This window comes from Nocardia sp. JMUB6875 (assembly GCF_041154655.1).
Classification (GTDB): Bacteria; Actinomycetota; Actinomycetes; order Mycobacteriales; family Mycobacteriaceae; genus Nocardia.
The window spans coordinates 1-13,659 of the sequence record NZ_BAAFGR010000063.1; the positions used below are offsets into that span (position 1 = coordinate 1).

The 13,659-nt window shown below is 69.6% G+C and carries 12 protein-coding genes; 9 read left to right on the plus strand and 3 right to left on the minus strand.

The window, feature by feature from the left end:
* Positions 1-76: 76 nt before the first annotated feature.
* Genes ACAM49_RS17995 through ACAM49_RS18005 form a run of 3 tightly spaced genes read left to right on the plus strand, consistent with a single transcriptional unit; the run spans position 77 to position 2,542 of the window.
* Positions 77-442, plus strand: a complete 366-nt coding sequence (locus tag ACAM49_RS17995; protein ID WP_369636678.1) for a carbohydrate ABC transporter permease — start codon at positions 77-79, stop codon at positions 440-442.
* Positions 432-1,256: a carbohydrate ABC transporter permease gene (locus ACAM49_RS18000; RefSeq protein ID WP_369636679.1), complete on the plus strand. Its 825-nt coding sequence runs from the start codon at positions 432-434 to the stop codon at positions 1,254-1,256. Before ACAM49_RS17995 ends, ACAM49_RS18000 begins: the two co-directional genes overlap by 11 nt.
* Before the next feature lie 11 nt (positions 1,257-1,267).
* On the plus strand, positions 1,268-2,542 hold the full coding sequence (locus ACAM49_RS18005) for an extracellular solute-binding protein (protein WP_369636711.1): 1,275 nt from the start codon (positions 1,268-1,270) through the stop codon (positions 2,540-2,542).
* A gap of 7 nt (positions 2,543-2,549) precedes the next feature.
* On the opposite strand, the gene ACAM49_RS18010 is transcribed toward ACAM49_RS18005, so the two are convergent.
* Positions 2,550-3,500, minus strand: coding sequence for a DNA-3-methyladenine glycosylase (locus tag ACAM49_RS18010; protein WP_369636680.1), 951 nt, complete (start codon positions 3,498-3,500; stop codon positions 2,550-2,552).
* Positions 3,497-6,277 (minus strand): FAD-binding and (Fe-S)-binding domain-containing protein, encoded by a 2,781-nt coding sequence (locus ACAM49_RS18015; protein WP_369636681.1) that lies wholly within the window; start codon positions 6,275-6,277, stop codon positions 3,497-3,499. Before ACAM49_RS18015 ends, ACAM49_RS18010 begins: the two co-directional genes overlap by 4 nt.
* 150 nt (positions 6,278-6,427) lie before the next feature.
* On the opposite strand from ACAM49_RS18015, the gene ACAM49_RS18020 reads away from it, so the two are divergent.
* The 6 genes from ACAM49_RS18020 to ACAM49_RS18045 all read left to right on the plus strand — a co-directional run bounded on the left by ACAM49_RS18020 (position 6,428) and on the right by ACAM49_RS18045 (position 12,954).
* Entirely contained in the window at positions 6,428-8,308 is a 1,881-nt protein-coding gene (locus ACAM49_RS18020; protein ID WP_369636682.1) for an ABC transporter ATP-binding protein, read from the plus strand.
* A 71-nt stretch (positions 8,309-8,379) separates the two neighbouring features.
* The gene (locus ACAM49_RS18025; RefSeq protein ID WP_369636683.1) at positions 8,380-9,321 is read left to right on the plus strand and encodes a class I SAM-dependent methyltransferase; all 942 of its coding nucleotides are present in this window, start codon (positions 8,380-8,382) and stop codon (positions 9,319-9,321) included.
* Between the two features lie 168 nt (positions 9,322-9,489).
* Positions 9,490-9,960: a hypothetical protein gene (locus ACAM49_RS18030; RefSeq protein WP_369636684.1), complete on the plus strand. Its 471-nt coding sequence runs from the start codon at positions 9,490-9,492 to the stop codon at positions 9,958-9,960.
* Positions 9,961-10,030: 70 nt separating this feature from the next.
* Complete coding sequence (locus tag ACAM49_RS18035; RefSeq protein ID WP_369636712.1) at positions 10,031-11,095, plus strand: DNA polymerase IV; 1,065 nt, start codon at positions 10,031-10,033, stop codon at positions 11,093-11,095.
* A 31-nt stretch (positions 11,096-11,126) separates the two neighbouring features.
* Entirely contained in the window at positions 11,127-11,909 is a 783-nt protein-coding gene (locus ACAM49_RS18040) for an enoyl-CoA hydratase/isomerase family protein (protein ID WP_369636685.1), read from the plus strand.
* A 52-nt stretch (positions 11,910-11,961) separates the two neighbouring features.
* Positions 11,962-12,954: an oxidoreductase gene (locus ACAM49_RS18045; RefSeq protein WP_369636686.1), complete on the plus strand. Its 993-nt coding sequence runs from the start codon at positions 11,962-11,964 to the stop codon at positions 12,952-12,954.
* On the opposite strand, the gene ACAM49_RS18050 is transcribed toward ACAM49_RS18045, so the two are convergent.
* Positions 12,951-13,652 (minus strand): endonuclease/exonuclease/phosphatase family protein, encoded by a 702-nt coding sequence (locus ACAM49_RS18050; protein WP_369636687.1) that lies wholly within the window; start codon positions 13,650-13,652, stop codon positions 12,951-12,953. The genes ACAM49_RS18045 and ACAM49_RS18050 overlap by 4 nt on opposite strands.
* Positions 13,653-13,659: the final 7 nt, after the last annotated feature.

Below are 13,659 nucleotides of genomic sequence, written 5' to 3' on the forward strand. Positions count from 1 at the left end.
GCTGCGCATCACGCCGATTGGCGCGCCGGCCGCGCCGGAGGTGTAGATCATCGGGATGGACGTCGGGTAAATAGCTTTGTTCTTCGTCGCGGGGATACGGGCCATACCGGGCGAGATTCTGGACGCGGGGGCTCTCGACGGGGCGACCGGATGGCGGCGGACGCGGTGGCTGATCCTGCCGCTGTTGCGGCCGACCATGTTCTTCGTGCTGGTCACCGGGGTGCTGACGGTGTTCCAGACCTTCGACGCGGTGTACGCGCTGACCAAGGGCGGACCGGACCATCACACGGATGTGGTTGCCATGCGGCTGTATTCGGAGGCGTTCGAGGCGGCGCATCCGGGGCGGGCGGCGGTCATGGCGGTGGTGGTGTTCGCGGTCATGTTCGTGATCACGGTGGGGCAGCACCGGTACTTCCGGGATCGGACGAGTTATGAGTACTGAGCGGGCGGTGCGGGCGGGGGCGGCCTACGCGCTGTTGATTCTCGGGGCGCTGGTGACGGTCGCGCCGCTGGTGTTGAGCGCCATGACCGCGGTCGAGACGCCGCGCCAGCTCGCGAACGAATCAGCCTTGACCGCACCGCATCCCGCGACACTGGACAACTTCCGAACCGTCCTCGACCAGGGACTCGGGCGGGCGGTGGCGGTGACGGCGCTGATGACGGTGTGCATCACCTGCGGGCAGCTGATCGTGTCGATCATGGCCGCCTACGCGTTCGCGCGCCTGGAGTTTCCGGGTCGGGATGTGCTGTTCTGGGTCTATCTCGGGACCATGATGGTGCCGACCGCGGTCACGCTGGTGCCGCTGTATCTGATGTTCGCGAAGCTGGGGTGGCTCAATACCTTCTGGGCGCTGGTGCTGCCGTTCCTGTTCGGGTCGCCGTACGCGATCTTCCTGCTGCGCCAGTACTTTCGGGCGATTCCGGGAGAGATCATCGATGCGGCGCGGGTGGACGGGGCCACGACGCTGGACATTCTGGTGAGCATCGTGGTGCCGATGAGCCGGCCGATCCTGGCCACGCTCACGATCATCACCGTTGTCGCACAGTGGAACAACTTCATGTGGCCGCTGGTGGCGGCGTCGGGGCCCAAGTGGCAGGTGCTGACCGTGGCGACGGCGAATATGCAGACGCGGTACGACGCGCAGTGGACGCTGATCATGGCGGCCACGACACTGGCCATCGCGCCGCTGGTGGTGCTGTTCGTGGTGTTCCAGCGGCAAGTGCTGCGGTCCATCGCGGTGACGGGGCTCAAATGAACTGGCCGCGGCTGAAGGATTCGACCCGGGCGGTGCTCGGAATTCTCGCGGTCGCCGTACTGCTGGTGGCCGCCGCGGCGTGGCTCGGACGCGATACCGAGGGCGGCGGGCGCACGGTGGTGCGGCTGCGGATCTGGGATCAGAGCTTCGTATCGGCGTACCGGGCCTCGCTGGATGAATTCCAGCGCGCCAATCCCGATGTGGAGGTGCGAATCACGCTGGTGCCGTGGGCTTCCTACGCGCAGAAGCTGCGCCTCGATGTCGCAGGCGGGATCGCCGACGACCTGTTCTGGACGAATCTCTACGAGGATTACGCCGACAGCGGGCACCTCGTGGATATCGGGCAGGCCCTGGGGCCGGAAGCAGCGCGGATCTGGGATCAGCGGGCCGTCACGCAGTACACGCGCAATGGAACACTCTGGGCGGTACCGCAATTCGTCGATGCGGGCACCGCGATCTTCTACAACCGGGAGCTGCTCACCAAGGCCGGGGTCGATGCCGCCGAGCTCGCCACGGCCAGGTGGAGCCCCGACGCCGGGCAGGATACGTTCCGGCCGCTGCTGCGGCGGCTGGCTGCGGTCTCGGCCTGGCCGTACAACGCCGCCAACGACCTTCAATCCATCTCGCTGCCCTATCTCGGCTCGGCGGGCGGACAGTTGCAGCGGGACGGGCGGTTCGCTTTCGACTCGCCGCAAGGGCACGCCGCCTTCGGCTACACCGCCGGACTCGTGGCGGACGGATTGTCCCCCTCTGCCGCGGACACCAATACCAGCGGCGACTTCGCCAAGAACGCCTTCCTCCAGGGCCGCATGGCGCTCTTCCAGTCCGGCACCTTCAATCTGGCCACCATCGCGAAGAATGCCGGATTCGGCTGGGGGCTGGCCATGATTCCCGCAGGCCGGGACGGGCGAGTCAGCGCCGACAACGCGATCGGTGTCGCGGGCAATGCGGCATCCGCGCATCCGGAGGCGGTGCGGCGGGTGCTGGCCTGGCTGGGCAGCGCGGCCGGGAACCGGTATCTCGGCGTGGAAGGGGCCACCATTCCCGCCGTGGTGGCCGATCAACAGGTCTACCGCGATTTTTGGGCGCGGCAGGGAGTCGACGTTTCGCCCTTCTTCGATGTGTTGCGGGGCAAGACGATCGCGGCGGGCGGCGGTGCCGGATTCCCGGCGGCGCTGCGGGCCATCACACCGATTCTCGACGAGATGTACCTGGGCCGGATTCCGGTGCCCGACGCACTGGCCCGCGCGCAGCGAGAGGCGAACGTGGCTGTGGCGCAACGGTGATCGAGGTTCAGATGCGGCTGTGATCGGTGTAGGGCGTGCGGGGTCCGAACTTGGGCTTGTGCGCGAAGCCCGCCAGGCCGAGCAGACGCACGGCGCGATAGCGGTGCGGGCGCAGGGGTTCCAGGTATTCGACCATGGCGTCGTCGTCGATCGGCTTGCCCAGCAGGGTCCAGCCGACGATGGACGCCAGGTGAAAGTCGCCCACCGACAGCGCATCCGAATCGCCGAAGGCGCGCTGGGCGATCTCCGCGGCGGTCCAGATGCCGATTCCGGGCACGGTGCGCAGCCGTTTCGCGGCGTCGGCGTGGCTCAGGGTCGCCGCCTGCTCCAGCTTCGGTGCGATACGGGAGGCCAGCACAATGGTTTTCGATCGCTGCGGCCCGACATTGGCGCGGTGGTAGACCCACGAGGGAATGTGCCGCCAGGTCTCGGCGTCCGGCATCACCCGCAGCCCCTGCGGAGCCGGGCCGGGCGCGGGAGTTCCATAGCGCCACACCAGCTTCCGCCATGAGTCGTGGGCGGTCTTGGTGTGCACCTTCTGCTCCAGCACGGCAGGGACCAGTGCCTCCCACACCAGGCCGGTGCGCAGCATGCGCAGGCCGGGATTGCGCCGGTGCGCCTCGGCGACCTTGGGGTGCTCGGGCGCGAAATCGCTGACGTCCTCGTCCAGGCACAGCATGGCGGGGAGCCACTCGAGGAACTCCTCCGCGCCCGGACCCCAGGCACGCGCGTCGACCGTGTGCCGGTCGGCCTGCCGGAGCCGGTAGGTGACCTCGCCGGACGGCAGGCGCGAGGCGTGCCAGTGTGCGCCGTCGGGCGTCTCGCGGTGGCAGGGATCGCCGAAGCCGTGGCGCAGGGGAGAGATGGTGGCGGCCAGATCGATCGGGCGATCGGACCTGATGGTGCGGGTGCGCTCGCTCACGACCGGGGCGGTCCGGGCGGGCGGCGCTGCAGTCACCGCGCCATTCTATTGGTCAGGAACTGGGCCAGATGCAGGGATGAGCGACCGGCCAGCTGCGCGGCCTGGGTCCGGCAGGAGAAGCCGTCGGCGATCAGGATCGAATCGTCCGAGGCCGCGCGCAGGGCAGGGAGCAGGCCGTTCTCGGCGACCGCGACCGAGACGTCGTAGTGGCCGCGCTGCATGCCGAAATTGCCGGCGAGTCCGCAGCAGCCGGTGATCTCGATCACCTCCGCGCCGGTGCCGCGCAGAATTCGACGGTCGGCGGCGAAACCGAGCACGGCGTGCTGATGGCAATGCGGCTGAACCAGGACGGTGTGGCCGGTGCGATCGGGGGGCCGCCAGCCGGGCTGGGACTCCAGGAATTCGGAGAGGGTGCGGACCGCGCCCGCGACGGCCACGGCGCGGGGATCGTCGGGCAGCAATCGGGGGAGGTCGTCGCGCAGCGCGGCGGTGCAGGACGGTTCCAGGCCGACGACCAGACCACCGGATACCGCATGGTCGGCGAGGGCGTCGACGGTGGCGCGCAGGCGCTTTCGCGCGGCGTCCAGTTGGCCGGTGCTGATCCAGGTGAGGCCGCAGCAGACGCGGGTGTCGGGAATGCGTACGCGATGGCCGAGGGATTCGATCAATTCGACGGCGGCACCGGCGATCTCGGGATCGAAGGCATCGGTGAAGGTGTCGATCCACAGCAGCACGGTCGATTCGGCGTCCCGACTCGTCGTCGATCCGGTCCAGGTACGTCGAAAGCTCTTGTCCGCCAAGACGGGAACCGCGCGCCGCGCGTCCATACCGGCCAGGCGCAGGCCGACGCGGCGCAGCGGCCGGACGGCGCTGAGCGCGTTCACCAATCGCGGGGACCGCGTCGCCGCGCCCAGCCAGCGCGGCAGCCCACCCAGCGAGTAGTGGTCGACGGGGCGCGGCCTGCGCCGGTAGCGGCGGTACAGCGTCTCGGACTTGTAGGTCGCCATATCGACGCCCGCCGGGCAGTCGGAATGACAAGCCTTGCAGGACAGGCAGAGATCCAGAGATTCGGCGACGGCATCGGAGCGCCAATCCAGTGCTCCCCGAACGACTTCCTGCAACACCCGGGTGCGGCCGCGGGTGCTGTCCTTCTCGTCGGCGGTGGCCAGATAGGACGGGCACATGAAGCCGCCGGAGGCGTGGGTATCGGCCCGGCACTTACCGACCCCGACACAGCGGTGCACGGCCGTGGCCAGGTCGCCGTCATCCGGGAAGGCGAAGCCGCCGATGGTCGGCAGCGGGCGCAGACCGGCCAGCCGCAGGTCGGCGTCGATCGGGCGCGGTGCCACCAGCACACCGGGATTCAACACGGCATCGGGATCGAACAGGGCCTTGAATCCAGCGAAGGCGTCGAGGGCCTCGCCGGAGTACATGAACCGCAGCAGATCCGAGCGCGCCCGGCCGTCGCCGTGCTCACCCGAGAGTGAGCCGCCGAACTTCACCACCTGGCGGGCCGCGTCCTCCAGGAAACTCCGGAAGCGTTGCGGCGCATCGGCTATCGGCAGATCCAGGCGGACGTGGATACAGCCGTCGCCGAAGTGGCCGTAGAGCAGGCCGTCGAGGCCGTGCTCGCGCCTGAGCGTGTCGAATTCGCGCAGATAGTCGCCGAGCCGTTCGGGCGGCACCGCGGCGTCCTCCCAGCCGGGCCAGGCGGGGTTGCCGTCGGGCGTGCGGCCCGCCAGGCCCGCACCGTCGGCGCGAATGGCCCACAGCGCCTGGGCTTCCGCCCTGTCGGTGACCACCCGGGAGTCCAGGGCGTGCGCGCTCGTACGGAGCAGCTCCGCCCTGTCGCGGGCGTGTTCGATGGTGTCGCCCTCGATTTCGATCAGGAGCCAGCCACCGCCGCGCGGCAGTTCGGGGACCGCACCGCCGCGATGCGTGCGCACCACATCGACCAGCCGGGCGTCCATGCCCTCCACCGCGATCGGCCGCACGGCCATGATGGCGGCGATATCGTCGGCGGCCGTGGGCATGTCCGGATAGCCGAGCACCACGAGCACCGTCGCGGCGGGTATCGGAACCAGATCGACGGTGGCCTCCAGCAGCAGCCCGCAGGTGCCCTCGGTGCCGACGAACGCCTTGGCGATCGACGAACCGCGTTCCGGCAGTAGATGTTCCAGGGCGTATCCGGACGCCTGCCGTTCGAAGCGGCCCAGTTCGGTGCGGATGAGCGCCAGGTTCGACCGGGTGAACTCGGTCAGGCCCGCGATGACGGACAGGTCGTCGCGCAGGGTCCGTTCGAGGCTCAGTCCGTCGAGAATCCGCAACTCCCGCACGGTATCCGAGGTGCGACCCCAGGCCACCGCGCGCGGGCCGCAGGCATTGTTGCCGATCATCCCGCCGAGCGTGCAGCGGTTCTGCGTGGACGGATCGGGGCCGAAGCGCAATCCGTGCGCGCCCACCTGCCGCTGCAGCGCGGCCAGCACGACGCCGGGCTGCACCCGGGCGATCCGACGCTCGGGATCGAGTTCGAGGACGGTGTTCATGTGGCGGCTGAAATCCAGCACCAGGCCCGGTCCGATGGCATTGCCCGCCACCGAGGTTCCGGCCCCACGCGCAGTCACCGACAATCCCTCTGCGCGAGCCACATCCAGGGTGGCCTGTACGTCCATGGCGTCCCGCGGGAAGACCACGCCGCGCGGTAGCACCCGATAGTTCGAGGCATCCGAGGAGTACTCGGCGCGCCGCCGGGGATCGGTGTCGACCTCACCGGTGATCGCACCGCGCAACGCTCGCTCCCACGCCTGGCTCACGCATCCAACCCTATGCGCGGCCCCGCCGGGTCCCGGTATTTCGCCCAGCGCGAACGGGCGACCTGCGCGGAAGCCCTTGATCTCAACCATTGTTGAGGTCTTAGTGTCGGTGCCGTGGGGTTCGATGGAACCCGGACGTGAGGAGCGGGGATGAGTATCGAATCCGTGGCGTGGAGCCAGCTGTACCGGCAGATGAACGCGCCCACCGAGCAGCGGCCGCTGCGGTTGGCGACGGCGCGCCGGATTCTGGCCTTCGCGCGCCCGCACCATCGGCGGCTGGTGGCGTTCCTGGTGTTCTCCATCGTCTCGGCGCTGCTGGCGGTGGCCACGCCGGTGCTGGCCGGGCGGGTGGTGGACGCCATCGTCGGGCACGGCGCACCGCGCACGGTGATCACGCTGGCGGTCATCATCGCGGCGGTGGCGGTGCTGGACGCCGGGCTCGGGCTGGTCATCCGCCTGCTGTCGGCGCGCATCGGGGAGGGGCTCATCTTCGATCTGCGCACCGCGGTGTTCGACCACGTCCAGAAGATGCCCATCGCCTTCTTCACGCGCACCCGGACCGGCGCACTGGTGAGCCGGTTGAACAATGACGTCATCGGGGCGCAGCGGGCGTTCAGCACCACCCTGTCCGGCGTGGTCACCAATGTGGTGACGCTGGCGCTCACCCTCGCGGTGATGCTCAGCCTGTCCTGGCAGATCACCCTGCTCGCGCTGGTCCTGCTCCCGGTGTTCGTGCTGCCCGCGCGGCGCATGGGTGAGCGGCTGGCCGGGATCTCCCGCGAGGCGGCCGGGCTCAACGCGGCCATGAGCACCCAGATGACCGAGCGGTTCTCCGCGCCGGGCGCGACGCTGGTCAAGCTGTTCGGGCGGCCGCGGCAGGAGTCCGCGGAGTTCGGGCTGCGCGCCGGGCGGGTGCGCGACATCGGTGTCCGCTCCGCCATGCTGCAGACGGTGTTCGTCACCGCGCTCACCCTGGTGTCGGCGCTGGCGCTGGCCCTGGTCTACGGGCTCGGCGGCTACCTCGCCCTGAAGGGCTCGCTGGAACCCGGTGCGGTGGTGGCGCTTTCGCTGCTGCTGACCCGGCTGTACACGCCGCTCACCGCGCTGGCCAGCGCCCGGGTCGACGTGATGTCGGCGCTGGTGAGCTTCGAGCGGGTCTTCGAGATCCTGGATCTGAAGCCGCTCATCCAGGATTCGCCGCTGGCCGTGCCGGTGCCCGAGGGACCGGTCGCGGTGGAGTTCGACGATGTGAGTTTCGGCTACCCGTCCGCGGACAAGGTGTCGCTGGCCTCGCTCGAGGATGTCGCCACGCTGGACACCCGCGGCGGTGAGGAAGTGCTGCACGGCATCTCCTTCCGCGCCGAGCCGGGGCAGATGGTGGCGCTGGTCGGGTCCTCCGGCGCCGGCAAATCCACCATCGCGCAACTGGTTTCGCGGCTCTACGATGTGGACTCCGGCGCGGTGCTGCTGGGCGGCCGGGATGTGCGCGAACTGCGGGGCCAGTCGATTCAGGACACCGTCGGCCTGGTCACCCAGGACGGGCACCTGTTCCACGACAGCATTCGCGCCAATCTGCTGCTGGCCCGGCCCGAGGCCACCGAGGCGGAGCTCTGGGATGCGCTGGGGCGCGCCCGGTTGCGCGATCTCATCGAATCCCTGCCCGACGGACTGGACACCGTGGTCGGCGAGCGCGGCTACCGGCTCTCCGGCGGCGAACGCCAGCGGCTCACCATCGCCCGCCTGCTGCTCAAGCAGCCGCGCGTGGTGATTCTGGACGAGGCCACCGCCTCGCTGGACTCCACCTCGGAGGCGGCGGTGCAGGAGGCTCTGTCCGAGGCGCTCGAGGGTCGCACCGCGCTGGTCATCGCGCACCGGCTGTCCACCATTCGCAATGCCGATCAGATCCTGGTGCTCGAGCACGGCCGGATCGTGGAGCGCGGCACGCACACCGAGTTGCTCGCCGCCGAGGGCCGCTACACCGAGCTGTACCGCACCCAGTTCGCCGACGCGAGCGCACCGGCCGCCGCCTGAACGGACCGGCGGCTTGCCGGATCGGCAAAAGGAGTGGGGCTCCCGACGGGTGGGCGGTTAGCGTCGGGAGCATGGGCTCTCATTCACACGGACAGGCAGACACGCACGGGCATCAGCATTCCCACGGTCACGGACACGGGCACACGCACGACAAGATCGACTGGGCGACCATGATCCCGGATCTGCAGCGGGACGACGCCATGTCGGCCGAGGCCAGCGCCGAGATCGCGCGCCGATTGATCGGGCTGATTCCCGCCCGGACCGAGCCGACCGTGCTCGATATCGGAGCCGGGGCGGGCGGCCAGAGTGTGGCCTTCGCACACGAACTGCTGGCGCGCGGCGGCGGCCGCCTGGTCATCGTGGATGCCGTGCCGGAATTGCTCGAGGTGGCCCAGCAGGCCGTGAAGGTCGCGACGGCGGGCGACGACCGGGTCCGGGTGGAGACCGTGCTGGCCGATGCCGCCGCGCCGGACTTCGGAGCCGACCTCCCCGCCGCGGATCTGGTGTGGGCCTCGCGCTCGGTGCATCACCTGCCCGATCAGCAGGCGGGTAGTACCCGCCTGGCCGGGCTGCTGCGCCCGGGCGGCTGGCTGGCCCTGGCCGAGGGCGGCCTGCCGGTGCGTTGTCTGCCTTGGGATCTCGGCGTCGGCGCGCCCGGCCTGCAGGATCGGCTGCTGGGCCTGCGCGACGCGGGCTTCGCCCGGATGCGCGCCGAGATCACCGGTTCCACGCCGATGCCCTACGGCTGGAATGTCGCGCTCAGCCGCGCGGGGCTGGAGGCGGTGACCTCCTTCAGCGTGCTCACCGATCACCCCGCGCCCCCGGCGCCGGCCGTGCGGGCCAGCGTGGTCGCGTGGCTGACCGGATTGAACGAGCGGGTCGGCGACGGCCTCGGGGAGGAGGATCGGGCCACCCTGGCGGCACTGCTCGACGCCGATTCCGAGACGTATGTCGGTGCGCGCGACGACATTTACATTCTGGGCGCGACCACGGTTTTCCTGGGCCGCCGATAGCGACTTCGCATGGTTCGGCACGGCCGTGATCCGACCGTGCCCGAACCGACACCGTGTTGTGGCCCCCGAGGCCGCCCTGACCACCCGAAATGCCCTGCCGTACGGCATAATTCGAGCTCCCATGGCATCACCCACATGATCGTTTCACATGCCGGGGGAGGAGTTTCGGTGACCCGTACCAAGGTGCAGCGGCAGACGCCCGCGACCCGTGTCGACGATATCGAGCGCATGTTCGGCGCGCGGCGATATCAGCCCGCCGCGGAAGCGCCGCCCATGGAGATACGGGTGACGGGTGGGACCCGGCGCACCGACGAGGACTGGACGGTCCCGAAAAAACTGGTGGCCGACTGTGTTTCGGGCAAGCTGGTCGTCGACTTCACCCGCGCCCGGTGCTCCCGGCGTGAGATCGACATTCAGGTCACCGCGGGCGCGGGGGCGATCGTGCTGATCGTGCCGCGCGGCTGGCGGGTCGATATGGACGGGGTGACGCCCGGTGAGGGCACGGTCGCGAACCGGGTGAAGCTGCCGCGGTTTCCGGGCGCTCCGCTCATCCGGGTCACCGGCACGGTGGACACCGGTGTGGTGAAGGCGCGCTACGCCTATCGCTCGCCGCTGCGCTGGCTGCGGCTCTCCCGATAGCCGAGGGCTATTCCCCCCGACCGTTCCCCAGATCCGGGCATTTCCGGAGACCATGCGGTATGACGGAGGGGTGACGCGCTGGCTGCTGCACGTCGACCTCGACCAATTCCAGGCCGCGGTCGAATTCCGGCGGCATCCTGAGCTGCGCGGACAGCCGGTCATCGTCGGCGGCAACGGCGATCCGGCCGAACCCCGCAAGGTGGTGTCCTGCGCGTCGTATCCGGCGCGGGGCTTCGGCGTGCGGGCGGGCATGCCGCTGCGCACGGCCGCGCGAATCTGCCCGGAGGGCGTGTTCCTGCCGCAGGATCTGGCGTTCTATGCCGAGGCGTCCGAGGAGATCATGGCGCTGCTGCGCACCTTTTCCGGGCGGGCAGAGGTGCTCGGTTTCGACGAAGCGTTCCTGGCGGTCGATACCGACGATCCCGAGGAGTTGGCGCGCGAGATCCGCACGGCCATCGAGGAATTGGACCTGACCTGCGCGGTCGGCATCGGGGACAACAAGACCCGGGCCAAGCTGGCCACCGGGTTCGCCAAGGCGGTGGGCAAATCCGCGGAGGCGCCGCCCGAGCAGGACGCCGGGACCGGAATCTTCCGGCTCACCGCCGAGAACTGGGTCGAGCTGATGGCGCATCGGCCGACCAGCGCGCTGTGGGGCATCGGCGCGCGGATCGCGAAGCGCTTGAGCGGCTTGGGAATCGAAACCGTCGCGGATCTGGCCGCGGCCGATCGGAAGGCGCTGGCGGAGGAGTTCGGGCCGAATACCGGGCCGTATCTGTGGGTGCTCGGGCACGGCGCGGGCGACACGGATATTTCGGAGCCGCGAGAACCGGTGGGACACAGCCGATCCGAGACTTTCCCACAGGACCTCACCGAGCGCGCGGAGTTCGATGCCGCGGTGATTCGGCTGGCCACCCAGGTCGCCGAGGAGACCGTGGCCGAGGGCCGGGGCATCGGGCGGGTCAGTGTCACGGTGCGGACCAAGACCTTCTTCACCCGGAGCAAACAGCGGAAACTGCCCGCGCCCACGACCGATGTGGATGAGATCGTGCAGACGGCACTCGAGGTTCTGCATTCCTTCGAGCTGGATCGGCCCATCCGGTTGCTCGGGGTACGGGTCGAGTACGCCATGCTGTGATGAGGTTTCACCGACGGAAGGCATCCTCTCGATGAGCGACTACGAGAACATTCTGTTCGAGCACGACGGCCCGATCGCCCGCATCACGCTGAACCGGCCGAACGCCGCCAATGGCATCGATCAGGCCCTCGCGGACGAGCTCGAGCGCGCCGCCTCCTACTGCTCGGAGGATCCGGCCATCAAGGTCGTGGTGCTGACCGGCGCCGGACGGTTCTTCTCCGCGGGCGGCGATGTGCGGGCCATGGCGGCCAGCCCCGACACCGGCGAGTTCATCGAGCAGCTGGCGGCCACCCTGCACCGCGCGGTCTCGGCGCTGGCCCGGATGGACGCGCTGCTCATCGTGGGTGTGAACGGCACCGCGGCGGGCGCGGGCATGAGCCTCGCGGTGGCCGGTGACCTGGTGGTCGCCGCCGAATCCGCCTCCTTCACCATGGCCTACACCAAGGTCGGCCTGAGCCCCGACGGCGGCGCGTCCTACTACCTGCCGCGCCTGATCGGCCTGCGCAAGACGCAGGAGCTCATGCTCACCAACCGCACCCTGTCCGCGGCCGAGGCCCTGGAGTGGGGACTGCTGCACCGGGTGGTGCGGGATGTGGAACTGGCCGACGCCGTCGAGGCGCTCGCGCAGGAGTTCGCCACCGGGCCCAAGGGCTCCAACGCGAATGTGAAGAAGCTGCTGCTGGTCTCGTCCCAGCACACCCTCGAGGAGCAGCTCAATACCGAGGCCGCGTTCATCACCCGCTGCGCCGAATCCGCCGACGGCCAGGAGGGCATTGCCGCCTTCACCGGGAAGCGCGCCCCGAAATTCGCCTGAGCTCGGCCGCTTTCACCGAGTTGACCAGCGCCGGGAGACCTATGCTCAGGGCATGGAGTTCCAGGCGATGGTGGCACACGAAACGACGGACGGGATCTCCCTCATCCGCGAGGAGGTCGGCGACGACTTCCTCATGCCGGGTGAAGTGACGATCAAGGTGCAGTACTCGAGCGCCAACTACAAGGACGGACTGGCCATCACCCCGCGCGGCGGCGTGGTGCGCCAGTACCCCCTCATCCCCGGCATCGACCTCACCGGCGAGGTATTCGCCTCCACCGATCCGGAATTCGCGCCCGGCGACCTGGTCGTCGCGCACGGATACGACATCGGCGTGGCGCACCACGGCGGGTTCGCCGAATACGCGCGCGTCCCCGCCGGCTGGGTGGTGAAGCTGGACGGGCTGACCACGCGCGAGGCCGCGGCCATCGGCACCGCGGGCTACACCGCCGCCATGAGCGTGCAGGCGCTGCTGGACCGTGGGCTCACCCCCGATTCCGGTCCGGTCCTGGTCACCGGCGCGACCGGCGGTGTCGGCAGCGTGGCCATCGATATTCTGGCCGGGCTCGGTTTCGAGGTGATCGCGTCCACCGGCAAACTCGGTGCGAACGAACTGCTTTCGACGCTCGGCGCGAGTTCGGTGATCGGCCGGTTGCCCGGCGAGGGCGAGAAGCTGCGCGCGCTCGGCAAGGCGCAGTGGGCCGCCGCGGTGGACAGCGTCGGCGGCACCTCCCTGGCCCACGTGCTGAGCTCCATCAAATACGGTGGCGCGGTGGCGGTTTCGGGCCTGACCGGCGGCTCCGATGTGCCCACCACGGTCATGCCGTTCATCCTGCGCGGCGTGTCGCTGCTCGGCATCGACTCCGCCCACTTCCCGATCGCGCAGCGGCGCGACCTGTGGGCCCGGCTGGCCAAGGACCTGAAGCCCCAGCATCTCTCGCTGCTGGAGAACTACGCACCGGTCACCGAGGCCGAGGCCGTGCTGCACTCCATCCTGGACGGAACCCATTCCGGCCGAACGGTGCTCGGCGTGGCGGGGGAATTCTAGCCGACGACGGCGCGGACGAGATTGTGGTCGGAGGCCCCGGCCACATCCTCGACGACCAGGTCGCGCACCGGGATTCCACGCCCGACCACATGGTCGATGAACTGGGATTTCGAGCCGGAGTCCCGGGGCCGGGTCGGAATCGAGTCCGGCGGGAATTCGGCTACCGCGTATTCCGGCCCCAGGGCCGCGGCCAGGGTGTCGCGGTCGATATTGAAGTCGCCCAGCAGGATTGCCGGACCGGAGGCGGTGAGCAGGCGCAGCCGTTCGAGCTGTTCGGCACGGCGCTCGTCACCGGTCACATGGGTGGCGACGATCAGCAGGCCGTCGAGCTCGATGGCCAGCGCGCCCTTGCCGGGGTCGAAGAGGAACGATTCGGCGGCGACCTCCCGTGCGGTGCCGTCGACGATGAGCACGAGGTGCTCACCCCGGTCGTCCAGGACGTTGGGCAGGCGGCGGGGACGCGGCACCCGCGGATAGTCGAGGACGTGGAATTCCCTGCCGGGCAGTGCCTTCCGAAGGCTTGCCAGCTGGTCGCCACTGACCTCCATGAGCGCGATGACCTGCTCGGTGCGGGCCACGACCGTCGCGGTCACGGCCGCGATGCGCGCGGCTTCCTCCGGCCAGCGGGCCGCGATATCGCTGACCCAGTTATCGGCGTGCACACGGTGCAGGACATTCCAGCTGGCGACGGTGATCACCACAGCA

What these genes read in the sequence shown, in the direction of transcription:
- ACAM49_RS18000 (WP_369636679.1), top strand. Translation starts at nt 432, where the DNA reads ATGAGTACTGAGCGGGCGGTGCGGGCGGGGGCGGCCTACGCGCTGTTG.
- ACAM49_RS18040 (WP_369636685.1), top strand. Translation starts at nt 11,127, where the DNA reads ATGAGCGACTACGAGAACATTCTGTTCGAGCACGACGGCCCGATCGCC.
- ACAM49_RS18045 (WP_369636686.1), top strand. Translation starts at nt 11,962, where the DNA reads ATGGAGTTCCAGGCGATGGTGGCACACGAAACGACGGACGGGATCTCC.
- ACAM49_RS18020 (WP_369636682.1), top strand. Translation starts at nt 6,428, where the DNA reads ATGAGTATCGAATCCGTGGCGTGGAGCCAGCTGTACCGGCAGATGAAC.
- ACAM49_RS18025 (WP_369636683.1), top strand. Translation starts at nt 8,380, where the DNA reads ATGGGCTCTCATTCACACGGACAGGCAGACACGCACGGGCATCAGCAT.